The 24,320-nt window shown below is 65.8% G+C and carries 23 protein-coding genes; 12 read left to right on the forward strand and 11 right to left on the reverse strand.

Translation table 11 applies throughout. The features are described 5' to 3' along the window. Positions 1 to 34: 34 nt before the first annotated feature. Positions 35 to 1,468 carry an MFS transporter gene (locus AC0J42_RS19645; RefSeq protein WP_416425327.1) on the forward strand — a complete coding sequence of 478 codons (1,434 nt, stop codon included), beginning with the start codon at positions 35 to 37 and terminating at the stop codon, positions 1,466 to 1,468. 319 nt (positions 1,469 to 1,787) lie between these two features. On the opposite strand, the gene AC0J42_RS19650 is transcribed toward AC0J42_RS19645, so the two are convergent. From AC0J42_RS19650 to AC0J42_RS19670, 5 genes are all read right to left on the reverse strand, one after another. After that, complete coding sequence (locus tag AC0J42_RS19650; protein ID WP_473002672.1) at positions 1,788 to 2,648, reverse strand: IS3 family transposase; 861 nt, start codon at positions 2,646 to 2,648, stop codon at positions 1,788 to 1,790. After that, positions 2,645 to 2,938, reverse strand: coding sequence for a transposase (locus AC0J42_RS19655; RefSeq protein WP_473002674.1), 294 nt, complete (start codon positions 2,936 to 2,938; stop codon positions 2,645 to 2,647). The genes AC0J42_RS19650 and AC0J42_RS19655 overlap by 4 nt, the downstream gene beginning before the upstream one ends. Positions 2,939 to 4,049: 1,111 nt before the next feature. Further along, a complete protein-coding gene (locus AC0J42_RS19660; RefSeq protein ID WP_473003224.1) occupies positions 4,050 to 4,781 on the reverse strand; it encodes an alpha/beta hydrolase in 732 nt (243 codons plus the stop codon). Then, positions 4,778 to 5,554: a class I SAM-dependent methyltransferase gene (locus AC0J42_RS19665; protein ID WP_473003225.1), complete on the reverse strand. Its 777-nt coding sequence runs from the start codon at positions 5,552 to 5,554 to the stop codon at positions 4,778 to 4,780. Before AC0J42_RS19665 ends, AC0J42_RS19660 begins: the two co-directional genes overlap by 4 nt. 130 nt (positions 5,555 to 5,684) lie before the next feature. After that, positions 5,685 to 6,662 (reverse strand): GlxA family transcriptional regulator, encoded by a 978-nt coding sequence (locus AC0J42_RS19670; RefSeq protein ID WP_416425330.1) that lies wholly within the window; start codon positions 6,660 to 6,662, stop codon positions 5,685 to 5,687. A 115-nt stretch (positions 6,663 to 6,777) separates the two neighbouring features. Here AC0J42_RS19670 and AC0J42_RS19675 point away from each other — a divergent pair, with 115 nt between their 5' ends. Then, complete coding sequence (locus AC0J42_RS19675; RefSeq protein ID WP_473003228.1) at positions 6,778 to 7,419, forward strand: HD domain-containing protein; 642 nt, start codon at positions 6,778 to 6,780, stop codon at positions 7,417 to 7,419. Between the two features lie 108 nt (positions 7,420 to 7,527). Here AC0J42_RS19675 and AC0J42_RS19680 read toward each other — a convergent pair whose 3' ends face one another. Together AC0J42_RS19680 and AC0J42_RS19685 are read right to left on the reverse strand one after the other, a co-directional pair. Further along, positions 7,528 to 8,469, reverse strand: a complete 942-nt coding sequence (locus AC0J42_RS19680) for a GlxA family transcriptional regulator (RefSeq protein WP_473003230.1) — start codon at positions 8,467 to 8,469, stop codon at positions 7,528 to 7,530. Positions 8,470 to 8,509: 40 nt separating this feature from the next. Next, positions 8,510 to 9,061 carry a cysteine hydrolase family protein gene (locus AC0J42_RS19685; RefSeq protein WP_473003233.1) on the reverse strand — a complete coding sequence of 184 codons (552 nt, stop codon included), beginning with the start codon at positions 9,059 to 9,061 and terminating at the stop codon, positions 8,510 to 8,512. Positions 9,062 to 9,250: 189 nt separating this feature from the next. On the opposite strand from AC0J42_RS19685, the gene AC0J42_RS19690 reads away from it, so the two are divergent. Next, positions 9,251 to 10,171 carry a cupin gene (locus AC0J42_RS19690; RefSeq protein WP_473003235.1) on the forward strand — a complete coding sequence of 307 codons (921 nt, stop codon included), beginning with the start codon at positions 9,251 to 9,253 and terminating at the stop codon, positions 10,169 to 10,171. Here AC0J42_RS19690 and AC0J42_RS19695 read toward each other — a convergent pair. From AC0J42_RS19695 to AC0J42_RS19710, 4 genes are all read right to left on the reverse strand, one after another. Then, a complete protein-coding gene (locus AC0J42_RS19695) occupies positions 10,164 to 11,051 on the reverse strand; it encodes a LysR family transcriptional regulator (RefSeq protein WP_473003236.1) in 888 nt (295 codons plus the stop codon). The two genes, AC0J42_RS19690 and AC0J42_RS19695, sit on opposite strands and share 8 nt — an antisense overlap. A 166-nt stretch (positions 11,052 to 11,217) precedes the next feature. Continuing rightward, positions 11,218 to 12,648 (reverse strand): c-type cytochrome, encoded by a 1,431-nt coding sequence (locus AC0J42_RS19700; protein ID WP_473003237.1) that lies wholly within the window; start codon positions 12,646 to 12,648, stop codon positions 11,218 to 11,220. Between the two features lie 4 nt (positions 12,649 to 12,652). Beyond that, on the reverse strand, positions 12,653 to 14,305 hold the full coding sequence (locus AC0J42_RS19705; RefSeq protein ID WP_416425337.1) for a GMC family oxidoreductase: 1,653 nt from the start codon (positions 14,303 to 14,305) through the stop codon (positions 12,653 to 12,655). After that, positions 14,302 to 14,883 (reverse strand): sugar dehydrogenase complex small subunit, encoded by a 582-nt coding sequence (locus tag AC0J42_RS19710; protein WP_473003239.1) that lies wholly within the window; start codon positions 14,881 to 14,883, stop codon positions 14,302 to 14,304. Before AC0J42_RS19710 ends, AC0J42_RS19705 begins: the two co-directional genes overlap by 4 nt. 1,061 nt (positions 14,884 to 15,944) lie before the next feature. Between AC0J42_RS19710 and AC0J42_RS19715 the strand changes: the two genes are divergently transcribed. The 9 genes from AC0J42_RS19715 to AC0J42_RS19755 all read left to right on the forward strand — a co-directional run bounded on the left by AC0J42_RS19715 (position 15,945) and on the right by AC0J42_RS19755 (position 24,210). Next, complete coding sequence (locus tag AC0J42_RS19715) at positions 15,945 to 16,277, forward strand: DUF6124 family protein (protein ID WP_473003241.1); 333 nt, start codon at positions 15,945 to 15,947, stop codon at positions 16,275 to 16,277. Positions 16,278 to 16,451: 174 nt separating this feature from the next. Next, positions 16,452 to 17,177 (forward strand): DUF4225 domain-containing protein, encoded by a 726-nt coding sequence (locus AC0J42_RS19720; RefSeq protein ID WP_473003242.1) that lies wholly within the window; start codon positions 16,452 to 16,454, stop codon positions 17,175 to 17,177. Between the two features lie 537 nt (positions 17,178 to 17,714). After that, positions 17,715 to 18,341, forward strand: coding sequence for a hypothetical protein (locus AC0J42_RS19725; RefSeq protein WP_473003244.1), 627 nt, complete (start codon positions 17,715 to 17,717; stop codon positions 18,339 to 18,341). Positions 18,342 to 18,773: 432 nt separating this feature from the next. Beyond that, positions 18,774 to 19,625: an STAS domain-containing protein gene (locus tag AC0J42_RS19730; RefSeq protein ID WP_473003245.1), complete on the forward strand. Its 852-nt coding sequence runs from the start codon at positions 18,774 to 18,776 to the stop codon at positions 19,623 to 19,625. Between the two features lie 4 nt (positions 19,626 to 19,629). Further along, positions 19,630 to 19,992, forward strand: coding sequence for an STAS domain-containing protein (locus AC0J42_RS19735; RefSeq protein WP_416425343.1), 363 nt, complete (start codon positions 19,630 to 19,632; stop codon positions 19,990 to 19,992). Next, entirely contained in the window at positions 19,989 to 20,393 is a 405-nt protein-coding gene (locus AC0J42_RS19740) for an ATP-binding protein (RefSeq protein WP_416425344.1), read from the forward strand. The genes AC0J42_RS19735 and AC0J42_RS19740 overlap by 4 nt, the downstream gene beginning before the upstream one ends. Beyond that, positions 20,384 to 21,406 carry an ATP-binding protein gene (locus tag AC0J42_RS19745; RefSeq protein WP_473003248.1) on the forward strand — a complete coding sequence of 341 codons (1,023 nt, stop codon included), beginning with the start codon at positions 20,384 to 20,386 and terminating at the stop codon, positions 21,404 to 21,406. Before AC0J42_RS19740 ends, AC0J42_RS19745 begins: the two co-directional genes overlap by 10 nt. Beyond that, positions 21,399 to 22,274: a sensor histidine kinase gene (locus tag AC0J42_RS19750; RefSeq protein WP_416425346.1), complete on the forward strand. Its 876-nt coding sequence runs from the start codon at positions 21,399 to 21,401 to the stop codon at positions 22,272 to 22,274. The genes AC0J42_RS19745 and AC0J42_RS19750 overlap by 8 nt, the downstream gene beginning before the upstream one ends. Continuing rightward, entirely contained in the window at positions 22,264 to 24,210 is a 1,947-nt protein-coding gene (locus tag AC0J42_RS19755; RefSeq protein ID WP_473003251.1) for a response regulator, read from the forward strand. Before AC0J42_RS19750 ends, AC0J42_RS19755 begins: the two co-directional genes overlap by 11 nt. Positions 24,211 to 24,320 lie beyond the last annotated feature (110 nt).

The following is a 24,320-nucleotide window of genomic DNA, read 5'->3' on the forward strand; positions in this document are numbered from 1 at the left end:
ACAAGACGCCATGAAGGCGCCTGGAGGAACGAACATGACCCACGCCCGCTCCCCGTCCGACACCGCTGAACCGGTTGACCCGCAGGTGAAGAAAGACCTGCACCGCGCCGCCTGGGCCTGTTCCCTGGGCAGCGCCCTGGAGTACTACGACTTCGCCCTGTACACCCTGGCGTCGGCGCTGATCTTCGGGCCGCTGTTCTTCCCCGAACAGACCCGCGCCATGAGCCTGATCGCCAGCTTCGGCACCTACTTCCTCGGTTTTGCCATCCGCCCCCTGGGCGGCGTGCTGTTCGGCATGATCGGCGACCGCGTGGGGCGCAAGTTCGTGCTCTCGGCTACGGTGCTGCTGATGGGCGTGTCCAGCACCCTGATCGGCGCCCTGCCCACCTTTCACCAGGTGGGCTACCTGGCGCCGGTGCTGCTGGTGGTGCTGCGCCTGCTGCAAGGCCTGGGCGCCGGCGCCGAGCAGGCCGGCGCGGCGGTGATGATGACCGAGTACGCGCCCAAGGGCCGTCGCGGCTTCTACGCCGCGCTGCCGTTCCTGGGCATCCAGCTGGGCACCATCATGGCCGCCCTGGTGTACTTCCTGGTGGTCAGCGGCAACGACAACATCACCCAGACCAACCTGTGGCGCGTGCCGTTCTTCATCAGCGTGATCATCGTCGCGCTGGGCCTGTACATGCGCCTCAAGCTCAAGGAGTCGCCGACCTTCGTGCGCCTCAAGGCGCTGAAGCGTGAATGCGCCAACCCGCTGAAAAGCGCCATGACCCACTCCAAGCCGACCCTGCTGCTGGGCATCGGCCTGCGCCTGGCGGAAAACGGCGGTTCGTCCATCTACCAGGCCCTGGCGGTGAGCTACATCGTCGGCGTGGTCGGCCTCAAGGGCCCGGTGGGCGTGCTGACGCTGATCTGCGCCGCCAGCCTGGGCGCGCTGACCGTGCCCATTGCCGGCAAGCTCAGCGACCGCTTCGGCCGCGTGGTGGTGTACCGCGCCTTCGCCCTGCTGCAACTGGCGCTGGCGTTCCCGGTGTGGTGGGTGCTGAGCCTGGGCAACATCGTCGCCAGCATCGTTGCCATCTCCATCGCCCTGGGCATTGGGACCTGGGGCATGTTCGGCACCCAGGCAGCGCTGATGCCCGAGCTGTTTGGCTCACGCCACCGCTACATGGGCGTGTCGATTGCGCGGGAAGTGTCGGCGGTGATCGCCGGCGGCATCGCGCCGATGATTGGCGCGGGCATCATCGCCGTGGTCATGGCCACCCATGAAGGCGACAGCAACGCCGGCATCGGCGCCTGGGTGCCGATTGCCTGCTACCTGGCGCTGCTGACCGCGACTACGCTGTACACCACCTTCAAGACCCCGGAAACCCTGAACCGCGACCTGGATGAACCGCGTGACGCGTGGGAGGTGGCGAAGGCCGATGAGGCGGTGAAGGCGCACCATCACGCGATTCCGGTGCGCCACTGACGCGGCCTGGCTGTCGCTACGGCGCTCCCTGCGGGAGCGGGGTCTGACCGCGAAGGTCGCACTGCAGAGGACCCCGCGCCCTTGATCTTGATCCCGTGCGGCTCTTGATCTTGATTGTGTGCCCCATAAAGCGCCAGGGCCGACTGGAGGCGTTGGCCGAGCGGTCCCTGGCGTAGCCCGCTTCGGCGATTTCGGACATATCCATTTTCGCGGGGATACCACCGACCGTTTCGGCCTTACGCCGACTCACTTTTTTTCAGACGCCAAAAAAAGTAAGCATGGGCCTGTCCCCCGTTAACGGACGCCAAGAAGCTGTTCATCACGCCGTCCGTCTCAACCCTTTCGCGTAGTCGTTCGGTGAACGATACCCCAGTGCCGAGTGCAGTCGGACGGCATTGTAAAACCCATGGATGTAGCTGGCGATCGATACATACGCCTGCTGTTTGCTGGGATAGGTCCCGCAAGCCTCCTCTCGTTTGAGTGTAGCGAAGAAGCTTTCGGCCACCGCGTTGTCCCAGCAGTTTCCCTTGCGACTCATGCTCTGCGTCACGCCTTTCGCAGCCAAGGTCTGGCGGAACCTTCCGCTGGCGTATTGACGTCCCTGATCAGAATGAAAAATCACTCCGCAAGCCCCCAGGCAGGCGTTCCAGGCGTTGATAAAAGCCCGTTCAACGAGTTCGTCTGGCATCCGGTCAGCGAAGCTGTAACCCAGTACCTGACGGGTTTGGATGCTCAACACCACTGCCAAATACATCCAGCCCTCTTTAGTTGGGATGTAGGTAATATCACTGACCCAGGCGGGCACGGCGCCATGCACCGAAAACTGACGATCAAGCAGATTGTTTGCCACAGGCTGAAAGTGATGACTATCGGTGGTGCACGGCACGTACCTGGCTCTGCCTTTGCTCTGGATGCCCTCTTCATGCATGAGGCGGCTAACCCGTTTAGGGCCCACGGCGTAAGCCTTCTGGCGTAGCGCTTGAACCAGTCGGGGCCGTCCGTAGGTTCCACGGCTGGCAGTGAAGACCTTATGCAGTTCAAGACGTAACTCTGCATCAGGGTCAGGACGGTTGCGCCGATGCCGGTAGTCGTAAAACCCTGAAACGGAGACACCCATGACCCGACACAGTGTGCGGACAGGGAATTGAGCCCGTTCTGCAGCGACGAAGGCGTATCTCACCTGGACTCTTTGGCGAAGAATACTGCCGCCTTTTTTAGGATTTCGCGCTCCAATTTGAGCTCGGCATTTTCGGCCCGGAGCCGTGCCAGTTCGCTGCTTTCCTTGGAGATGGGGCGACGATTGGGGGAGCTTGGCGCAAGCCCCTTTCGTGCTGCATCAACCCAGTTGTCCAACGTCTTGACGGAGATGTCGAGCTGACGGGCAGCTTCGGTTCGGCCCACCGATTCCGCGAGGGCTACAGCCTGCATTTTGAATTCATCGGTATAGTTACGACGAGTACTTGGGTACATGGCAACCTCCAGGATGGCAATGTAAGTATCGCTTCTTGGCGTCCGTTGTCATGGGACAGGCCCAGCAAAAAACGCTTGCCCCTGCTTGGGCCCTACGCTGCGCTACAGGTCCCCTCCTTCCGGCGTCGCCCAGGCGGCAAACGGCCCCCGCTATAGAAGCCTGCGGGTTGCCGTTTCCTTCGGCTGCGCCGAAGGGCCCTGCGGGCTGCCGCCTGGGCAACGCCTCCAGTCGGCCCGGGCGCTTTACGGGGCATACAATCAAGATCAAGAGCCAGATCAACAGCAAATCAAAAGCCAGAGCCAGAGCCAGAGCCAGAGCCAGAGCCAGAGCCAGAGCTGGCGATGGCGGAGGGAGGGAGTATGGGCTTTTGATCTTGATCCCGTGCGGCCTTTGATCTTGATTGTGTGCCCCATAAAGCGCCAGGGCCGACTGGAGGCGTTGACCGAGCGGTCCACGGCGTAGCCGGGGAAGACGGAACCGGAGGCGCTTCTATTCCGGGCCGTCGGCCGCTTGGGCGACGCCGGAGGGAGGGGACCCGCAGCGAAGCGTAGGGACCAAGCAGGGGCAAGCCTTTTTTGGTTACTTTTTGAGGCGTTTGTCAAAAAGTGACCCGCCGTAAGGGCGGAAAGGTGATTTTGCATCACCCTTGGTATTGGATATGTGCATGGCTTTCGAATCTCGCTTCTGAGGGATCTGAATATATCCATTTTCGCGGTGCGACCACCGACCGTTTCGGCCTTACGCCGACTCACTTTTTTTCAGACGCCAAAAAAAGTAAGCAAAAAACGCTTGCCCCTGCTTGGGCCCTACGCTTCGCTACGGGTCCCCTCCTTCCGGCGTCGCCCAGGCGGCAAACGGCCCCCGCTATAGAAGCCTGCGGGTTGCCGTTTCCTTCGGCTGCGCCGAAGGGCCCTGCGGGCTGCCGCCTGGGCAACGCCTCCAGTCGGCCCGGGCGCTTTACGGGGCATACAATCAAGATCAAAAACCAGATCAAGATCAAGATCAAGATCAAGATCAAGATCAAGATCAAGATCACGAACAAATCACAACCTGATGCCGTGAGGTGCCCGTTTCGTGGGCAGAACCCAGTCCCACGGAAGACAGGCGCCGCTACAGAGTTTGGGGGGCCAGCACGTCGCCTAGCCAGGCGTTGAGGTCCTCGATTTCGGTCTTGCTGATGGAGTGTTTCAAGTCGGCATAAGCGTGGAAGTCCGGCTCCAGGCCCAGCTCATGCAAAATGCGCTGGGCCTCGCTGGCATCGGTGAACGGCACCTGCGGGTCGTCCACGCCATGGCCGATGAAAATCGCCAGCGACTTCAGCGCCGGGTCCGGCTTCAGCTCGCTGCGCAGCACCGGCAGGATCTTGCCACTCAACACCGCAATGCCCCGTACCGCCTGCGGTTCGCGCAGGCCCAGCTCGTAATTCATGATGGCGCCCTGGCTGAAACCGATCAGCACCACCTTCGACTTGTCGGTGTGGTACTTGGCCACGGCCTGGGTGATGAAGTCCTTCAAAGTCTGGCGGCTGCTGGCCAGGTCCGCGGTCACGCCGTCGTAGGGGCCATCGCCCTGGCGGTGGAACCACTGGTAGCTGCCCTCTTCCAGGGTCTGCGGCGCGCGCACCGACAGGTAGGTGTAGCCGTCGGGCAGCGAGTCTTTCAGCTCGAACAGGTCGGCCTCGTTGCTGCCATAGCCATGCAGGAAAATCACCAGCGGCTTGTCGCGCGTGACCGTCGGCGCCTGCTCCAGGTATTTCAGCGGCAGGTCGGTGTGCAGCACGGGGTCGGCGGCGTGGGCCAGGCCCGACACCAGCAACAGCGCAAGGGCCATTCGTTTGATCATGGAGTCTCCGATTTAACTGCGCAGAAGGCAGCGGTCGTATAAGGGACAGTGACTTCGGCCTTGCCGGCCAGCAGAGGTTCACTGGCGATCAACGCGCGTACCTGGGCGTCCACCGCTTCGCGCTGGGCAGCGGGCAGCCCGGCGATGAAACTGGTGGAGCGCACGCGGTCGATGATCACCGTGTCGGGGCTGCCGGTGTGGCCGTTGCCAAAATGGGCTTCCTGCAACGCGCTGAAGCCGGGCGCGGGGAACACCTGGCGCCAGGCGCCGCTGTAGTAGCGCGGCGTGTCGCCTTCGTAGTGGTTGACCAGCGTATCGAGGCGCGCCACCCACGGCACGCTGTTGTCACGCAGGTTCCACACCAGGCCCAGGCGGCCGCCGGGCTTGAGCACGCGGCGGATCTCGGCCAGGGCTTCGGGGGTGGCGAACCAGTGGAACGACTGCGCGCACACCACCGCGTCTAGCGACGCATCGGGCAGCGGGATGGCGTCGGCGCGGCCGTCCAGCGCATGCACGTGGCCGTAGCTGGCGTGCAGTTTCTCGCGCATGGCCGCCACCGGCTCCACCGCCACCACGCGGGCGCCGGTGGCCAGCAGCCGCGGGGTGAACTTGCCGGTGCCGGCGCCCAGGTCCAGCACCGTGCTGCCGGTGTGCAGGCCCAGGGTGTCGCGCAGCCAGGCATCCAGCGCCGGCGGGTAGTCCGGGCGGCCGCGGGCGTAGGTGTCGGCGGTGGCCCGGGTGTCGTAGCCTTCGGCGGCGTGGTGAATGCTCATGGTGCGCCCCTGCTCGGTGAGAAGTGCATCATCATAGGCTGCGGCTGCGCATCACACCAAATGTGGGAGCTGGCTTGCCAGCGAGTTGTTGAGGCCCGAAAGCTCGCTGGCAAGCCAGCTCCCACAATAATCAAACGTTTCCACCACGGCCGGCGAAGCGCTTGCGGTACTCGGCGGGGCTTACGCCCACGGCCTTGCTGAACGCGCGGCGCAGGGTGTCGGCGTTGGCGAAGCCGCAGTGGGCGGCCACCTGCTTGGGGGTTTCATGGCCCTGTTCCAGGCGCTCGCGGGCCGCCTGGATGCGTGCCTGCTCGACCCAGCTGGCCGGGGTTTCGCCCACCTCCTGATGGAACAGCCGGGCGAAGTGCCGCGGGCTGAGGCCGGCGCGCTCGGCCAGCGCCTTGATGCTGTGGTCTTCGGCCGGGTGCGCGGCCACGTAGCGCTGCACCTCTTGCAGCGCCGAGCGCCCGGCTGGCAGCGACTCGCCCTTGCGGCTGAACTGCAACTGCCCGCCGGGGCGCTTGAAAAACATCACCAGCTGGCTGGCCACGCGCCGGGCGATGTCCTCGCCCAGGTCTTCTTCCACCAGCGCCAGCGCCAGGTCCAGGCCGGCAGTCACCCCGGCCGCGGTGCGCAGCCTGCCGTCGCGCACATGGATGGCGTCGGCGTCTACCTGCACCTGCGGGTAACGGCTGGCCAGCGCCGCGGCGGCCACCCAGTGGGTGGTCACCCGGCGGCCGTCCAGCAGCCCCGCCGCTGCCAGCGCAAAGGCCCCGGTGCACACCGAGCCGAAGCGCCGTGCCTGGGGCGCGTGCAGGCGCAGCCAGTCCAGCAGCGCCTGGCTGAAGCGCGCGTGCGGGGCATTGGGCGCGCCGGCCACCAGCAGGGTGTCGATACCGGCAAGGGCGTGGTCGGTGTTGGTCTCGGGCAACAGACGGGTGCCCGATGAGCTTGTCACCGGGCCGCTGCCGCAGCCCACCAGCAACAGCCGGTAGCGCTCGCGGCCGGCCTCGCGGTTGGCCTCGGCGAACACGTCCAGCGGGCCGCTGACGTCGAGCAGTTGCACGTTGGGCAAGGCCACCACGGCGATGGTGCGTACGGGAGTCATGACGGCGTCCGCTTGGGAAGGGAAATGGCAGTATATGACGTATTACGCCAATTGAGGCCATACCCCGACCAGCTGATACTGGCTTCACCCCCACCCCTGCTTGCGGAGACACCCCATGACCTTCAGCCTCGACGACATCAAGATCCCCGACACCGCCATGGCGCGGGAAATCACCGAACTGGTGCGCGACACCGAGTCGGACCTGCTGTTTCACCACTCCAGCCGCGTGTACTACTTCGGCGCCCTGGCCGGCCGCAAGCGCGGGCTGAAGTTCGACGCCGAACTGCTGTACGCCGGCTGCATGTTCCACGACATGGGCCTGGTGCACCAATGCAGCAGCGCCTGCGAGCGCTTCGAGGTGGACGGCGCCAACGCCGCCCGCGACTTCCTCAAGGGCCACCACATCAACCAGCACGACATCGACACCGTGTGGACCGCCATCGCCCTGCACACCACCCCCGGCATCCCCCAGCACATGCACCCGGTGGTGGCGCTGGTGACCGCGGGCGTGGAAATGGACGTGCTGGGCCTGACCTACCCGCAGTACAGCGACGCCGAACGCGACGCCATCGTCAGCGCCCACCCGCGCAGCGCGCAGTTCAAGGAAGACATCATCCAGGCGTTCTACGACGGCATCAAACACAAGCCCGAGACCACCTTCGGCAACGTCAAGGCCGACGTGCTGGCCAGCAAGGACCCGCTGTTCCAGCGCGGCAACTTCTGCGAGGTGATACGCGGGTCGGCGTGGAAGGCGTGATAACGCCGCCAACACGCTCGCGTAGCCGCTGCCGACAGGCTGCGCTGGCCCCCGCGTACGCTGAAGATCTCCAGCGAGGCTCAAGGCCAGCGCAGCCTGCGGCAGCGGCTACGGGCTCGGTGTCGTGGCCAGGGAAGGTTCACGGCGTGCGGAAAGCAAGCGATACGCCCCCGGCGCCACGCCGGTGAGGCGCCGGAAGATAATTCGGAATGTCGCCGGGTCCTGGTAGCCCACGCTCCAGGCCACCTGGTCGACGCTGTCGCGGGTCCACTGCAGCAACTCCCGCGCAGTATTCACCCGCAACTGCTGGCAGTACTGCGTGGGGGACAACCCGGTGGCCGCGCGAAAGCGTCGCAGCAAGGTGCGCGCCTCAAGCCCCGCCTGGGCCGCCATGGCCGCCGCGCTCACGCCCAGGGCGCCGTTGGCCTGCAGCCAATGCTGCAGCTTCAGCACCTGTGCATCGCCGTGGTCCAGTACCGGCGCGAAATACCCCTCGCCCTGCAACGGCGCCGCCACCGCCAGGAACTGCGCGGTCTGCCGCGCAATGTCAGCCCCCAACAACCGCGCCACCAGGCGCAGGCCCAGGTCGGTCCAGGCCATCAGGCCGGCGCTGGTCAGCAGCTCGCCATCGTCGATGATTGGCACTTCGCTGTGCACCCGCACCGCTGGGAAACGGGCGGTGAACTCCGCCACCTGGCTGGCATGGGTGGTGGCGCGGCGGCCGTCCAGCAGGCCTGTGTCGGCCAACAGGAACGCGCCGATGCACACCGCGCCCAGCACCGCGCCGCGAGCGTGTTGCTGCAGTAGCCACGGGCGGCAGGCGGCGACGGTGTCGGCGCTGGGCAAGCTGCCCAGCGACGGCGGTATCACCACCACGGCCGGGCTGCTGGCTGCATCATCGCCAGGCCGCCACTGGCTGACCTGCAACGCCGCGCGGCCGCAGGCCTGGCCCAACCGGCTGGCCACGGCGAACAGGTCGACCAGCCCGTGCACAGCCGCCGCTTGGGCGCCGGGGTACACCAGCAGGGTGATTTCATGCGTGTCGGCCATGGCCGCCGGGCTCCAGGGTTGCATCGCAACCTTCACGATATCAGCCCTGGGCCAGGAACGCCTCGGTCGCCAGCAACTGCGCGTAGCCGAACGCCAGCGCCGCCATGGCCCCGGCGTGCACCTGGGCGGCCGGTACGGTGTGGCCATCGAAGACCAGTTCGCGGGTGGCGCAGGCGTCGTGCAGCACGGTAACCCCATAACCCAGGTCCGCCGCCGCGCGGCCGGCGGCTTCGATGCACATGTGGCTCATGGCGCCCACCAGCACCAGTGACTCGATGCCGTGCTGGGCGAGTACAGCGTGCAGCTCGGTCTCACGAAAGCTGTTGGGGTAGTGTTTGACGATCACCGGCTCGTTGGCCGCGGGGGCCACCGCGCCGTGGATCTGCGCGCCCGGCGTGCCGGGGCGGAAGAACGGCGCATCGGCGGCCAGGGACTCGTGGCGCACGTGGATGATCGGCTTGCCGGCCTGGCGGAACGCTGCCAGGACACGGGCGGCATTGGCGGCGGCCGGCTCGATGTTGTGCAGCGGCCACAGGCCGTTGGCGAAGTAATCGTGCTGCAGGTCGATGAGGATCAGGGCTTGCTTGCTCATGGGGACGGCTCCTTGGAAGAGCGCCCAGTTTGCGCGCTGGCGACGGGCAACGGGATAGGCGCTGCGGACAACCACCGAGGGTTTTCGGACATGCCCTTTTTCGCATAACTGCTGTGCCGCCCGGGCGGTTAATCTCGCGGCACGCCGTTCGTATAGTGGCCTCACTTCCTCACAACAAGAGCCATGCCCATGAACAGCGCCGTGAAGCCCGATGCCACCCTGGACGCCGAGTACTTCGAATACAGCAAGGCCGCCAACCCCATCAGCGCCAAGCTGATCAGCCGCGTGCCCTACCACAGCTTCCCCGCCGCCCTGTGCACCGACGGCCCGTCGCGGGTGGTGCCGCTGGACCTCAGCGAGGCGCTGGGCTGCCAGGGGCCGGCCACCGGCCCCGGCCTGTGCGCCCATTTCATTCGCCTGAACGCCGGCGACAGCCTGCGCCTGGCGCCCACTGCCACCTCCCAGGTGCTGTACGTGATTGCCGGCGACGGCCAGTTGCAGCAGGGTGACAGCCAGTTCGCCTGGAACAGCGGCTGCTTCATCGCCCTGCCCGGCCTGCAGCCCACCGTGCTGACTGCACGCGCCGACAGCCGTTTCTATTACGTGCACGACGAACCGCTGCTGCGCTACCTGGGCGTGCGCCCGGCCGAGGACCGCTTCACCGCCACCCTGTACCCCGCCGAGGTGGCCAACGCCAAGCTGCGCGAGGCCGCCGATGACCCGCGCGCCCAGGACCGCAGCCGCATCAGCATCCTGCTGGGCAACCGCCACTTTCCCCAGACCCGCACCGTCACCCACGTGTTGTGGGCCATGTACGGCATCCTGCCGGCGGGCTCGGTGCAGAAGCCCCACCGCCACCAGTCCATCGCCCTGGATTTCATCATCGATGCGCCCCAAGGCTGCTACACCCTGGTGGGTACCGAGCTGGACGACGACGGCCAGATCCGCAACCCCACCCGCGTGGACTGGACCCCGGGCCTGGCCTTCGTCACCCCGCCCGGCTACTGGCACGCCCACTACAACGAATCGGGGCGCGAGGCCTACCTGATCCCGATCCAGGACGCCGGCCTGCAAACCCACCTGCGCGCCCTGGACATCCGCTTCAGCTGAGCCAGTACGGCGGCGTGCCGATGCGCTCGAGCATGAAGTCGATGAAGCTGCGCACCTTCGACGAGACGATGCGCTTGGGCGGGTAGACGAACCACAACGCCGCCTCGGCGTCGGCGACCTGCCAGTCTGGCAGCCAGCGTTGCAGGGTGCCGCTGCGCAGGCCGTCGGCGGCCAGCCACAGCGGCAGCAGGGCCATGCCCAGGCCTTGCTCGACGGCCAGGCGCCGGGCGTCCAGGTCATTAAGACGCAGCGCGCCTTGCAGGGTGACCGTCGCGTGCTGGTCGCCCTTGCGCAGCACCACTTCATCACTGCTGCCCAGTATCGCCGGGAAATCACTCAGGGCTGCCGGGGCTGTCGGTGGCGCGGCGAAGTCCTTGGCCGCACACAACACCCACTGCTGGTCGGCGATTCGGCGCGCCTTGAGGCCCGAGTCCGGTAGGGTGCCGATGCGAATCGCCAGGTCCATGCCGGCGTCGATCAGGTTGACCCGCGCCTCGTCCAGCACCAGCTCCACGCGAATGTCCGGGTAGGTTCGCAGGAAGTCGCCCAGCCACGGCAGCACATGGTGGCGGGAGAAGGCCGGTGGCACGCTGACCTTGAGCAGGCCGCGCGGCTGTTGGTTGAGCGCCGAGGTGGCGGCGCGCGCCTGGTCCAGTTCCGCCAGCACGCGGCGGGCGTGGTGCAGGAAGGTCTGGCCGCCCTCGGTCAGATGCAGGGTGCGGGTGGAGCGGTTGAACAGGGCAATGCCCAGGTCGTGCTCCAGCTCCTTGATGTAGCGCGACACCGTCGACGCCTTGATATTCAGGCGTTCGGCGGCGCGGGAGAAGTTGTTGCCTTCGGCAGCCTCGACGAAGGCGGTGAGTGCGGCGAAGTAATCCACGGGCAATTCCCATCAGCCGGGGTTGGCACCTGGATAATACACAACACGGACCCCGTAGCCGCTGCCGCCAGGCTGCGCTGGCCATCGTTTACGCTGCACATCTCCAGCGTGACGTGGGGCCAGCGCAGCCTGCGGCAGCGGCTACGAGATTGCGGTTGGTTCGGAATCAACGATTGCGGCGGCGCCAAACGACTATCAGGCCCAGCAGCACCAGCACCGCAATCACCATCGCCGGCACAATGAACGGCTGCACCACCGCCAGCAGCGGTTTCTCGCCGCCCTGGCGCGCAATCATCACGTCATGGGCGCTGATCTCGTGGGACGGGTTGCCGAAGTTGCGCAGCACGTAGTTGGCGATGTCGGCGACCTGCTGGTCGTTCAACTGCGCCACGTAGCTGACCTCGTCGAAACGCGGCATCAGCACGTGGTGCCCGGCCTCCTGGCGGTCGACGCCGTAGAGAATCGCCGCGATCAGGTTGGCCGAGTTGGCCATGCCGGTGGCGGTGTTGTGGAACAGCGACGGGTAGGCCTGGTTGGCACTGCCCTGCCCGCCCGGCTGGTGGCAGCTGGCGCAGTAGCCGCTGTACAGCTGGGCGCCGGTCTTCACGCTGTCATGGGCATTGGACGGGGCCGTGCCGCGCACCTGGTCTTCGCCGCTGTGCTTGGCGCCGAACTCGTAGGCGGGGCGCACTTCGCCTTCGCTGCGCACCGGCGCGGTGCTTTTCAGGTAGGCGGCGATGGCCGCCAGGTCGCTGTCGGGCAGGAACTGCAGGCTGTTCTGCACTGCTTCGGCCATGCCGCCGGCGGCCTGGTTCTTGCCCTCGGCGTGGCCGGTGCGCAGGTACTGCACCAGCTCGTCGTTGCTCCAGCCGCCGATGCCGCTGACCTTGTCGGAGGTGATGTTAGGCGCGTACCAAGGCCCCACCATGCCGCCGGACAGGGCCTTGTCCTTGATCTCGGCCATCAGCGGGTTGCGCGGGGTGTGGCAGGCGCCGCAGTGCTCCAGGGTGTTGGTCAGGTACTCGCCGCGCACCAGTTCCGGGGTGGGCATGGGTGCTGGCGTGGCGGTGCGGCTGTCGAGGAACAGCAGGTTCCAGCCGGCCATGGACAGGCGAATGTTGAACGGGAAGTTCAGCGCCGTGGTCGGCGCCGGGGTGTCCACCGGCTGCACCGCGTGCATGAAGTAGGCATAAAGGGCCGCCACGTCACTGTCGCTCATGTGCACGTAGGAGGTGTACGGCATGGCCGGGTACAGGTAGCTGCCATCGGCGCGCACGCCGTCGCGCACCGCATGGGCGAACTGCGCCTCGGTGTAGTGGCCGATGCCGGCCGTTTTCGACGGCGTGATGTTGGTGGAGTAGATCGAGCCGAACGGCGAGTTGATCGCGTAGCCGCCGGCGAACGATTTGCCGCTGTCGGGCACGGTGTGGCAGGCCATGCAGTCGCCGGCCACCGCCAGGCGGCGGCCCTGCTCTTCCTGGGACAGCACGCCGCCCACCGGCGTGACTGCCGGCGCCGGTACGGTTTCTTCAGCCTGGGCCAGGCCACTGGCCGCCAGCAATGCCACCAGCAGGTGGGCTTTGATCGAGAAAGTCATTCGCTCAACCCCGCGCCAGTGCTTTGCTCATGTCGTCGGCGGCCTTGATCGCCAGCGCCGCCATGGTCAGGGTGGTGTTGACGACGCTGGCCGAGGCCATGGCGCCGCCACCGGGCAGCCACAGGTTGGCGTGGTCGTGGGTGCGGCAGTCGCCGTTCACCACCGAATCGCGCGGGTCCTTGCCCATGATGGTGCCGCCCATGATGTGGTTGTTGGCGTTGAGGCTGGTGGTGATGTTGAACTCGGTGGCGCCGAACAGGCTGCCGATGTGTTCCAGCTGCGCATGCGCCGCTTCCGCGCCCTTGCGCACGTAGTCGCCGACGTCGTAGTAGATGTCCGGGCAGGCCAGGCCGTGGGGGTCCTTGCGGGTGGTGCTCAGGGTCAGGCGGTTGTTGGGGTCCGGCAACGGCTCCAGGCTGATCGACAGGTCGACGCCATGGGTGGAACGGCGGCGGATCTCGGCCTCCAGCGCCTTGCCCACCAGGCCCATGGCCAGGGCCTGCTCGGTGGCCTTGGCGACCTGGGTGATGTTGTTGAGGATCATCTTGTTGGCCGAGTACTTGGCGCGGAACTCGCCGTCACGCGGGCCGACGATGCAGCTGCTCTGCGCCGGGCCGCGGCCGATCCACAGCGGCTCGTTGGCAATGAACGAGCAGTGGAAACCGGAGTGGTCCATCATGTTGCGCCCCACCTGGTCGGAGGAGTTGGCAATGCCGTGGGGGTTGCGTTCGTTGGCTGCCAGCAGCAACAGGCGCGGGGTTTCCAGGGCGTTGCAGGCCAGGGCGAAGACCTTGCCGCTGGCCTTGTGGGACTTGCCGTCGGGGCTCAGCCAGTGCACGGCGGTGACGCGGTTGCCCTCGTCGGTGTCGATCTTGTAGACCACTGCCTCGGTCAGTGCCAGGGCGCCGTTGCGCTCGGCTTCCTCGATGGTGTGGATGGCGTTGTACATGGCGCCGATCGGGCAGATCGGCTGGCAGTTGTTGTTGCCACAGCAGGTCGGCCGGCCTTTCCACGGGCGCGTGCTGCGGCCCTGGGGAATGGGGATGTGCTTGTAGCCGTGGGCGTTGACCACTTCGGCGAAACGCTTGTCGCCGTAGCCCCACGGCACCATGTCCATGGGGTATGGCTGGCTGCGCTCGCGCGGGCTCTGCATGTCCGGGTCGCTGGGGCCGGCCACGCCCATGGCTTCCTCGGCGCGGCAGTAATAGGGTTCCAGCTCGTCGTAGCTGATGGGCCAGTCGCGGCCCACGCCGTATTCAGACTGCATGCGCATGTCCACCGGCAGGTGGCGCCAGCACGACGCCGCCCAGTGCCAGGTGGTGCCGCCCAGGGTGCGCAGGTAGCCCTGCTGGAAGCTGCTGCCGCTCGGGCCGCTGAGGCCCACGTAGTTGTTCTTCGGGAAGTACAGCGGCGCCGGCGCGTGCTCGGCCTGCGGGTACAGGCCCTGGAAGTCGGAGCCGATGCGGTTGTCGAACGGCATGTTGCGCCAGTTCTCCACGGCCTGGGCGCGCTGGATGCGCAGGCCGGCCTCAAGGATCAGCACCGAGTGCCCTTCGGCCACCAGCTGATTGGCGATCAGCGCCCCGGCCACGCCGGAACCTACCACCACCACGTCGGCGGTCACGTCGCCATTGGCGTCAAATACGGGCTTTCTCATGCTGCGTTCCTCGGGCCATAGATGGATGCGTTCGCGTCAGGTACAGCGGCGGTCCACCACAGCGGGCCGTTGCCGCAGTAGGTGGGCACGATCAGCCCGTCACTGGCGGGGCGGTACATCAGCGCATCCTTGTAAGTGATCAGCACCGCGTCCTGGCCATGGCCAACGGTGCCCTTGAACCAGGCAGCCACCACGGCCAGCGCGGCGTCACCCTCGTTGATCCCCTTCGCCGCGGCCAGCAGCGCCTCGGCGCTGTCACGGTTGGCCGGCACGGCGGCCAGCTTGCACAACGCCGCCAGCGAACCGGCCATGGCCGGCTGCCTGGCAATCAACGCGCGGGCAATGCGCCCGGCAATCAGCGCGTCGAGGTCGTCGTAACCGGTCAGCACCTGGGACAAGGTGAAGAAGCCTTGCGCGTCCACGTCCGGCCCATCGGCCAGCGCCAGCGGCGACCAGCCTAGGGTGCTGGCCATGCCGGCCTGCACGGCGGCCACCGCCAGGGCGGTGAGCACGGTGCGGCGTTTGAGCGGCGCATGCCACGGGGAAGGTTGCGAAGGATCGGGATCAAGGGGTTGCATGGTTTTTTTCCTGTCAGGCAGTGCACGGCTGCGTCGAGCTCTGTTTTATCTGGTCTGAAACCGGTTTCAGACACACACCAAAAAAAACCTGCACGGGTCTCCGGGCAGGTCGTCCTTGGGGTGTGAGGTGGCATCCAGCCAGCTGCCGCGCGGTTGTGTGCGGCAGAGTGTCGCGAGTGTATAGGAAAGTGCCATCAGGCCAGGAAAGATTTGGTTACACATCCTGTAAAACATTGTTTTCAAAGGCGTAACAATTGCCCCCCTTCGGTCTTAGGCCATGCGCCAAGGCCACCAACGCCGATCCATCAGGCCATGGCACGTTGCAACAAATGTAGATGCTGCCGCCAGGCTGCGTCGCGCCGCGCGGGCGGCGCTCGATCTCAAGCACGCCAAAACACCCAAGACATGCACCTGCACGCCACACCGCAGTCACGTAGCTGCTGCCTTCGTGTGCACTGGAGATCTACAGCGAGGCGCAGGGCCAGCGCAGCCTGACGGCAGCGGCTACGCGGACTTTTGCGGGGGGCCCCGGCGGCCTGTCGCAAGATTGCATCAAGGCCACCAGGCGCATGCCATTGCCTCTCCGGCGCCCTCAAGACCGAGCGCCGCCCACGCGGCGCGACGCAGCCTGGCGGCAGCATCTACATCTGTTGCAACGTGCCATGGCCTGTGGGATCGGTGTCGCCAGCCTTGGTGTATGGCGGTAGATGAGTAGCGCAGCTAAAAGGCAACAACCCCTGCCTAGGAAACATCCCACAAAGTCTGCGATAATCACCCTACAGCATTGAAATACTTACAAAATATTTCAAATTCGCCGATACATTTCGCCGCTTGTACTGGACCACTGCTACTCCTACTCTCCGCTCGCCGCTGCCTTCAGCGGCCGGGTTTAGTAGCCCGAGCGACTTCAGTGCAAATGCCTCCGCGTCATGGTGGCTGTGCGCAGGGCACCTCGTGTGCGCTGGGTTCCTGAAGTATCCCCGGTCTACTAACCTGTCGCACAGCCGCCACCCTTCGTTTAGTAGCGAAGGAGGACGGCTCTGATACTTCAGGAGTTGTAGATGCTCAAGCCGCCGTTGAATTCACCACAGACCACCACTGACCATCTCTTCGCGCCCTGCCCAGGAGACGCACCGATATTTACTGTGCGCGCAGGCATGCCGCTGGATGAGGCTCTCACCCAGGCCAGCGAATACTTGAGGGGAGCTAGCGCGGTTGCGGAGGAGTTGGTCGAGAACTCCTCGACCCATTTGCGTGCATTGGCACGGAATGTCGAACATACGATTGAGATTGCCAAAGCTTTGGTGGATGCTTCGGTGGCTGGACTGGCCAGGGAAGCTGTGACGGATGAGGCCTGGACTCGCAGGGCACCCCATCCGCAGCAAGAGGACTGAAATATCGCTCTCAGCCTCAGAATCGTCCTACATTTTTAATCGCGACAGTTGAATAGCCTGAGCGGCCCTTCCTTCCGGACCGCTCACTATGGCCCCAATCGAACTACGCCCCATCCCCCACCAAACAATTCCACGCTCCTCGCAACGCTTCAAGCGCGCTGGCGGGGTTGCCCCATGAGGCCGCTCACCCCGGAAGACCAGGGCAGCAATCTTGAATCCTGGGAAATTTCACGGGCCGCGGGCTCCCTGACAAACCAGGCTTGCACTGTCAGCGACAAGCATCTGCAAGACGGTATTCTCCGCCTGCAATTCAATCGGGAGGTGGCCGATTACGTTGCAATGATCGTAAACGACTACAAGCAAGGCAAGATAACTCCGGACCGAACGTTGCGCCTGCTCAAGGATGAGCAGACCAGCCTCATCAATCAATCGATGGAGCTAACCCAAAAAGGAATTGGTGTGATTGCAGGAATTGCTCAAATCGCAAGCGGGGCAAGTGTCTGTTATGCCTCTGCGGGGACGCTATGCGCCTTTTTTGGGGTTCCTCTGATTGCGCGTGGCAGCAACAACATCTATGAAAACGGCCGCAATTTTATCGAAGGGCGATCCGATACACAGGGCCCTGTAAGGCAAGCCTACCACGCAGCCTCCAGTGCCATGGGGGGCGGCGAACGCGAAGCAAATCTTGCGTACGGCGCTATAGACTTAAGCATTTCCGCATATGGGCTAGGCAGAATGATGCTCAAGCCTGATTCATGGCGTCTGTTTCGATACATCAGGAGTGACTATGTGCGCGCTTACTCCAAGCTCGGCAAGGGGGCACTGACTCTAGAAGCACTGTCGAACGGATTGACCATGAATGCCTTGCGGCAGGAGTTCGAGAAACGTGACAAGCAGTGAACTCATCACGGCAGCCTTCTACCTGACTCTATCTATCACAGGATTCGCAGCCTGCCGGTGGCTCTCGATTGTGCTGTCAGGCCCCAAAGCCTCCACCGGATGGTACTGGCTGAGTATAAGCGTCACGTTTTTCTGGGGCATGGTTCAGCTCAACACCGCGCGCAACGGATCGATTTTGTTCCTTGACCCTACCGGCGATACCTTCCTGGCAAATGAGCCCGTGAGGTGGTCAGCTTTTGTTGGCAGCTTGCTGCAAGCGCTCTGTATTCCCCACGCAGAAAAACCGAGGCGGTGGTATTGGTTCTAGGCACGTTGGGATCGGCGTTGGCAGCCTTTGGCGCATGGCGAAGGAATCGCGCGGCCCACCGGCGGCAATCCCTGTTCGGCAACGGCCAGCTTCTGCCGCCCCACTTGGCGGTTCGCATGCCCGTTGCGCAAGCGCAAGCCCCGTATTCATTGGCCTTTGCGCCCAGCCCCAGCCCCTGGCACCCATCTTGCTGTAAATCCCCACCACCTACACTCAACAGGAGGTGAACGGTGATTATCAACAGTACCAACCGCACCACCGCAACAACCGTCACGCCGGCCATTGCGTCGCTGTCGTCGCAGCAGCCGGATCAATACACCACGATCGCCACCTCGGCCACGCCGGTAGCGGCGACGTCGAGCAGCACCGATTCGTCGTCGCAGTCCAGCACCGACAGCTCTTCGTACGACGAAGCCTTCGCCCGGATGATGGTGAATCTGAAGGCAGCGATGGCCAGCACCGTCGACGACGCCACCGCCACCCAGGCGGCGACGGCGTCGGTGGCTTCGGCCGTGGCGGCAGCGGACAACAGCGGCACGGCGACCACCACCGCCGCCACGTCGGACTCGCAGGCCAATTCGGCCAGCGTGGCCATTGCCGCCTCCGACCTGTCGGGCAGCAGCACCACCACCGCGTCCTCCGCCGCCCAGGAGTTCTCGGACTACATGAGCCAGAGCGACGCCGAAAAAGCCCGCCAGCAGCTGACCGGGGTGACCAAGGAAGAGTACGACGCCATGACGCCGGAGCAAAAAGCCGAAGTCGACAAGAAGGTGGCGGACCTGACCAAGGAAAAGGCCCAAGTAGCCCAGGAAAACATCAACACCAAGATCGCCATGATCAAGTCCGAACTGGCGTGACCCCGTGCGCGGCGGCCGGGCAGTTCAGGCCCGCCGCGCCTCCGCGTGCTCGCGGATCACCTGGATCAGCGCGCGCAGCCCCGCCGGCGCATGCCGCCGCCCCGGGTAGTACAGGCACAGGCCATCGAGCGGTGGCGTCCTCTCTTTTAGCACCCGCACCAGCGTACCGGCCGCCAGCTCTGCTAGCGCCTGGATGAATGCGCGCGGCTGATCGCCCGTCCTGGACTCGCCGCCCCGTAGCAGCGGCCGCCAGGCCGCGTCAGCGGTGTGCCTGGAGAACCGCAGCGCGCAGGACGCGCCCTTCGGGCGCTGCTACGGAATTTTCTGTGTACCCTACAACTAATTTCCCACGCAACTGTCACTGTTTGACTAATAATCAGTGCGGCGCACGGCGCCCACCGAAAAGAAAAAACCATTCTGGAGCACATGGACATGGCAGCACTGCAGCAACGTACCCTCGACGCACTCAACAAGGCTCACGCCGAGCTGCTGGCCCAGTGGTTCAGCGAACAGGAAGCCAGCGGCGCGACGCGCAATCTCAAGGACGAGGACGTGCGCCAGCAGCAGGGCGAATTCCTCAGCCTGCTGGTCAGCGGTTCGCAGAACGGCGACTCGAAAAACCTCGGCGCCGGCAACTGGGAAGCCACCCGCCAGTTCCTCGAAAAACTTTCCCACACCCGCGCCATGGCCGGGCAGGACTCGCAGCAGACCGCCACCTTCATCTTCGCCCTCAAGGGCCCACTGTTCGCCCTGCTGCAGCGGGAATACGAAGCCAGCCCCGCCACCCTCGCCGAGCAGACCTGGGAAATCTCGCAGCTGCTGGACGGCCTGGGCCTGCACACCATCCGCACCTTCCAGAAGTCCCGCGAGGCGGTGATCAAGCGCCAGCAGGAAGAACTGCTGGAGCTGTCCACCCCAGTGGTCAAGCTGTGGGAAGGCGTGCTGGCCCTGCCGATGATCGGCACCCTGGACAGCCAGCGCACCCAGGTGGTGATGGAATCGCTGCTGCAGCGCATCGTCGACACCGGTTCGGAAATCGCCATCATCGACATCACCGGCGTGCCCACCGTGGACACCCTGGTGGCCCAGCACCTGCTGAAAACCGTGACCGCCATCCGCCTGATGGGCGCCGACTGCATCATCAGCGGCGTGCGCCCGCAAATTGCCCAGACCATCGTGCACCTGGGCCTGGACCTGCAAGGCGTGGTCACCAAGGCCAACCTGGCGGACGCCCTGGCCCTGGCCCTGCGCCGCCTGGGCATGACCGTCAGCAAGGCGGTATAAGCCCATGGAGCGCATTCCCATCCTGCAAATGGGCAACTGCCTGCTGGTGACCATCCAGGTCGACATGCATGACCAACTGGCCCTGACCCTGCAAGACGACCTCTCCGAGCGCATCAGCCGCACCTCGGCGCGCGGTGTGCTGATCGACATCTCGGCGCTGGACATCGTCGATTCGTTCATTGGCCGCATGATCGGCACCATCTCCGGCCTGTCGCGCATCATGGACGCCGAGACCGTGCTGGTGGGCATGCAACCGGCCGTCGCCATCACCCTGGTGGAACTGGGCCTGACCCTGCCCGGGGTGAGCACCGCCCTCAACGTGGAACGCGGCATGAAGCTGTTGCGCGAACGAGTGGACCTGCAATGACCCAGCTCAGCAGCGGTACCCAACCGGTTCGCATCGAGCAAGACGTGGTATTGGCGCGCCAGACCGCGCGCAAGCTGGCCCAGGACTGCGGCATGCGCCTGATCGACCTGACCAAGCTGGTGACGGCGGTCAGCGAGCTGGCGCGCAACACCATGGTCTACGGCGGTGGCGGCGACATGGACTGGGAAATCGTCGAAGAGAACCACCGCACCGGCCTGCGCCTGGTGTTTCGCGACGAAGGCCCGGGCATTGCCGACATCAAGCTGGCCATGACCGACGGCTGGACCTCAGGCAGCGGCCTGGGCCTGGGGTTGACCGGGGCCAAGCGCCTGGTGGACGACTTCGAGCTGGACACCGCGCCAGGCAAGGGCACACGGGTGACCATCACGCGATGGACCTGACCTTCCCGAGTTCGATCACTCAAGTGTTACTGATCGAAGACAGCAGCCAGATCGGCCACGCCCGCCGCACCGCCCAGAAGCTCGCCGAGCGCCTGGGCTTCGACGACGCCGACGCCGGCCGCGTGGCGCTGGTGGTGACCGAGCTGTGCAGCAACATCCTCAAGCACGCCAGCCATGGCGAGCTGCACCTGCGCACCCTGCCCCGGCCCGAAGGCCAGGGCCTGGAGGCCATTGCCGTGGACCGCGGCAACGGCTTCGACGTGCACGCCTGCCTCACCGACGGCTACTCCACCGGCGGCACCCAAGGCATTGGCCTGGGCGCCGTGGCGCGCCAGGCCGAGGTGTTCGACGTGCACGCCGACAGCCGCGGCGCGGTGCTGCTGGCGCGCTTCTTCCGCCGGGGCGACAAGGCCCGCGACCTGGCCGTGGGCGTCACCCAGCACTCGCTGCACAACGACCCCGCCTGCGGCGACGCCTTCCAGGTCAACATCGGTGAACAGGGCATCAGCGCCCTGGTCATCGACGGCCTGGGCCACGGCGAGGACGCCGAACGCGCCGCCCGCGCCGGGGTGCGCGCCTTCGCCCTGGCGCCGTTCGCCAGCCCGACGCTGCTGATGGACGACCTGCACCAGGCCATGACCGGCAGCCGCGGCGGCGCCGTGGCCGTGGCGCAGTTCAACCCGGGCGCCGACCGCCTGGCCTTCATCGGCATCGGCAACATCGGTGCCAGCCTGCTCAGCCGCAGCCATGACCGCAGCCGCGGCCTGGCCTCGCACCCGGGCATCGTCGGCGCCCAGTTCCGCAAGGCACAGAGCTTCGACTATGCTCAGGTCAGCGGCCATATCCTGATTCTGTATAGCGACGGCCTGCAATCGCGCTGGAACCTGCACGATTACCCGGGCCTGATTTTCCGCCACCCCGCCGTGATTGCCACGGTGCTGCACCGTGACTTCTGCCGCGGCAGAGACGACGTCACCGTGCTGGTCATAGACCTGGAGATGCCCCATGCCTGACCTCACCTCCCTGGCCGCCAACGCCCAGGCCGCGCGCGTGGCGCAGCTGGAACGCGAAGCCGAGGCCCTGCGGGTCGAGCTGGAAGAGACCAACCAGGGCGTGCTGGCGTTGTATGCGGAGCTGGACAACCAGGCCGAGCAACTGCGCCAGGCCTCGGACCTGAAAAGCCGCTTCCTGTCGTACATGAGCCACGAGTTCCGCACGCCCCTGGGCTCGATCCTGAGCATCACCAGCCTGCTCAAGGACGAACTCGACGGCCCGCTGAGCGCCGAGCAGCACAAGCAGGTGGCCTTCGTCAGCGGCGCCGCCCGCGAGCTCAGCGACATGGTCGATGACCTGCTGGACCTGGCCAAGATCGAAGCCGGGCGCATCACCATCTCGCCCGCCTGGTTCGACATGTTCGACCTGTTCTCGGCCCTGCGCGGCATGTTCCGCCCCATCGTCGACGCCACCGCGGTGGACCTGGTGTTCGAGGAGCCGGTGGGCCTGCCACGGCTGTACAGCGACGACAAGAAGCTGGCGCAGATCCTGCGCAACTTCATCTCCAACTCGCTGAAATTCACCCAGCGCGGCCATGTGCGGGTGTCGGCCAGCCTGGAGAACGAGCACGAGATACGCTTCGCCGTGAACGACACCGGTATCGGCATTCCCGCGGAAATGCACGGCACCCTGTTCGAAGACTTCAGCCAGGTCGACTCGCCGCTGCAGAAACGCCTGCGCGGCACCGGCCTGGGCCTGTCACTGTGCAAGCGCTTCGCCGAGCTGCTGGGCGGGCGCGTGGGCGTTGCCAGCGAGCCGGGCGTGGGCTCGACCTTCTACGTGATCATCCCATTGGCCTTGGCCCAGGACACCCCCGATGAAGGCTGACAGCTGCCTGCTGATCGTCGATGACAACGCGGCCACCCGCTACGCCCTGCGCCGGCGCCTGGAGCGCCACGGCTACCGCATCCTTGAAGCCGGCACCGGCACCGAGGGCCTGGCGCTGCTGGCCGAGCAGTTGTTCGACGCGGCGATCCTGGACGTCAACCTGCCGGACATGAGTGGCTTCGACATCGTTCGCCAGCTCCGCGCCGAACCGCGCACCGCGCTGCTGCCGGTGATCCACGTGTCGGCGGCGTCGATCCAGACCGGCGACATCATCACCGGCCTCGACAACGGCGCCGATGCCTACCTGACCCACCCGGTGGACCCGGACGTGCTGCTGGCCACCCTGCGCACCCTGCTGCGGGTGCGTGACACCGAGCACGCGCTGCGCGAGAGCGAGGCGCGCTTCCGCGAGATCTTCCTCAACATCGGCGCGCCCATCGCGGTGATGGACACGGCGCTGAACGTGATCGAATGCAACCAGGCCTTCACTGACCTGGTGCAGGACAACCGCACCAACGAACAGCTGCAGGGCTGCTTCGCTCCTGACCAGGAAGGGGTGCTGGCCGAACTGCGCCTGCGCCTGGCCATCGGCGAGCGCTGGCGCGGCACCCTGAACATGTTGGTGGAGGGCGTGCTGCGCGAGACCGAATGGCAGATCTCGCCGTACCGCACCCCAGGCCACAGCCTGGTGTTCATCGAGGACGTCACCGAGCACCGCCAGCGCGAACGCTCGCACCGCCAGGAACTGGACAGCGCCAACGACCAGCTGGCCAAGGAGGTGGCCGAACGCGCACGCACCGAGGCGCAGCTGCTGCAGGCGCAGAAGATGGACGCCCTGGGCAAGCTCACCGGCGGCATCGCCCACGACTTCAATAACCTGCTGACCGGCATCATCACCGGCCTTGAGCTCATCAAGAAACGCGTCAGCGAAGGCCGCAGCGACGCCGTGCTGCGCTACACCGACGCCGCCCTGGGCTCGGCCACCAGCGCTGCTTCGCTGACCCACCGGCTGCTGGCCTTCGCCCGCCAGCAGCCGCTGGACACCCGCCCCACCGACGTCAACGAGCACATCCTGTCGCTGGAAGACCTGCTGCGGCGCACCATCGGCGAGCGGGTGCAGTTGACCCTGGAGCTGACCAGCAAGGCCGCCATCGCCCTCGTCGACCCCATCCAGCTGGAAAGCGCGGTGCTCAACCTGGTGATCAACGCCCGCGACGCGCTGCCCCAGGGCGGGCACATCCGCCTGAGCACCTTCGCCGCCCACTCCCACGGCGACATGAAACTGGCCGACGGTGCCTACGTGGTGCTGAGCGTGCAGGACGACGGCGTGGGCATCGAACATGGGGTGATCGGCAAGGTCTTCGACCCGTTCTTCACCACCAAGCCGCTGGGCCAGGGTACCGGGCTGGGGTTGTCGACCATTTATGGTTTTGCCCGCCAGTCGGGGGGCGACGCGCGGATTCGCAGCGTGGTCGGCCATGGCACCGAGGTCACCCTGCTGCTGCCGGCCGGCCTGGCCAACCAGCACCCCGACCTGCCGGCGCTGCTGCCGACGCGGCCGGGCAGTGGCGAGCACATCCTGATCGTCGAAGACATGCCGGCCGTGCGCCTGTTCGTCACCGAGGTGCTGGAAGACAACGGCTACCGCTGCACCCAGGCCGACGACGTGCACCACGCCGTGAGCCTGTTGCAGGAGGATGGCAGCATCGACCTGCTGCTCACCGATGTCGGCCTGCCACAGATGAACGGCCGCGACCTGGCCGACATCGCCCGCCGCTACCGCGCCGAGTTGCCGGTGCTGTTCATGACCGGCTACGCCGAGGACGCCGTCAGCCGCCAGGATTTCCTCGGCGAGCGCATGGACATGGTGATCAAGCCGTTCCAGATCAGCGACCTGGTGGGCAAGGTACAGCGCATGATCGACACCCGCCCCTGACCCGGACGCAGCCTTCGGCAGCTGCTACGCCGCAACCCCCGTAGCAGCGGCCGCAGGCCGCGTCCAAGGACGCCGCGCCATTCCACCGACACTGCGTTGGCGCCGGACGC

It is taken from the genome of Pseudomonas sp. Tav-5-1A, assembly GCF_055755055.1.

Bases quoted from the DNA above. Each gene is read 5' to 3' on its own strand.
- AC0J42_RS19705 (WP_416425337.1), bottom strand. From the start codon at position 14,305: ATGAGAAAGCCCGTATTTGACGCCAATGGCGACGTGACCGCCGACGTG.
- AC0J42_RS19690 (WP_473003235.1), top strand. From the start codon at position 9,251: ATGAACAGCGCCGTGAAGCCCGATGCCACCCTGGACGCCGAGTACTTC.
- AC0J42_RS19730 (WP_473003245.1), top strand. From the start codon at position 18,774: ATGGCAGCACTGCAGCAACGTACCCTCGACGCACTCAACAAGGCTCAC.
- AC0J42_RS19660 (WP_473003224.1), bottom strand. From the start codon at position 4,781: ATGATCAAACGAATGGCCCTTGCGCTGTTGCTGGTGTCGGGCCTGGCC.
- AC0J42_RS19700 (WP_473003237.1), bottom strand. From the start codon at position 12,648: ATGACTTTCTCGATCAAAGCCCACCTGCTGGTGGCATTGCTGGCGGCC.
- AC0J42_RS19715 (WP_473003241.1), top strand. From the start codon at position 15,945: ATGCTCAAGCCGCCGTTGAATTCACCACAGACCACCACTGACCATCTC.
- AC0J42_RS19755 (WP_473003251.1), top strand. From the start codon at position 22,264: ATGAAGGCTGACAGCTGCCTGCTGATCGTCGATGACAACGCGGCCACC.
- AC0J42_RS19745 (WP_473003248.1), top strand. From the start codon at position 20,384: ATGGACCTGACCTTCCCGAGTTCGATCACTCAAGTGTTACTGATCGAA.
- AC0J42_RS19680 (WP_473003230.1), bottom strand. From the start codon at position 8,469: ATGGCCGACACGCATGAAATCACCCTGCTGGTGTACCCCGGCGCCCAA.
- AC0J42_RS19735 (WP_416425343.1), top strand. From the start codon at position 19,630: ATGGAGCGCATTCCCATCCTGCAAATGGGCAACTGCCTGCTGGTGACC.
- AC0J42_RS19675 (WP_473003228.1), top strand. From the start codon at position 6,778: ATGACCTTCAGCCTCGACGACATCAAGATCCCCGACACCGCCATGGCG.
- AC0J42_RS19685 (WP_473003233.1), bottom strand. From the start codon at position 9,061: ATGAGCAAGCAAGCCCTGATCCTCATCGACCTGCAGCACGATTACTTC.
- AC0J42_RS19710 (WP_473003239.1), bottom strand. From the start codon at position 14,883: ATGCAACCCCTTGATCCCGATCCTTCGCAACCTTCCCCGTGGCATGCG.
- AC0J42_RS19665 (WP_473003225.1), bottom strand. From the start codon at position 5,554: ATGAGCATTCACCACGCCGCCGAAGGCTACGACACCCGGGCCACCGCC.
- AC0J42_RS19720 (WP_473003242.1), top strand. From the start codon at position 16,452: ATGAGGCCGCTCACCCCGGAAGACCAGGGCAGCAATCTTGAATCCTGG.
- AC0J42_RS19655 (WP_473002674.1), bottom strand. From the start codon at position 2,938: ATGTACCCAAGTACTCGTCGTAACTATACCGATGAATTCAAAATGCAG.
- AC0J42_RS19740 (WP_416425344.1), top strand. From the start codon at position 19,989: ATGACCCAGCTCAGCAGCGGTACCCAACCGGTTCGCATCGAGCAAGAC.
- AC0J42_RS19750 (WP_416425346.1), top strand. From the start codon at position 21,399: ATGCCTGACCTCACCTCCCTGGCCGCCAACGCCCAGGCCGCGCGCGTG.
- AC0J42_RS19670 (WP_416425330.1), bottom strand. From the start codon at position 6,662: ATGACTCCCGTACGCACCATCGCCGTGGTGGCCTTGCCCAACGTGCAA.
- AC0J42_RS19645 (WP_416425327.1), top strand. From the start codon at position 35: ATGACCCACGCCCGCTCCCCGTCCGACACCGCTGAACCGGTTGACCCG.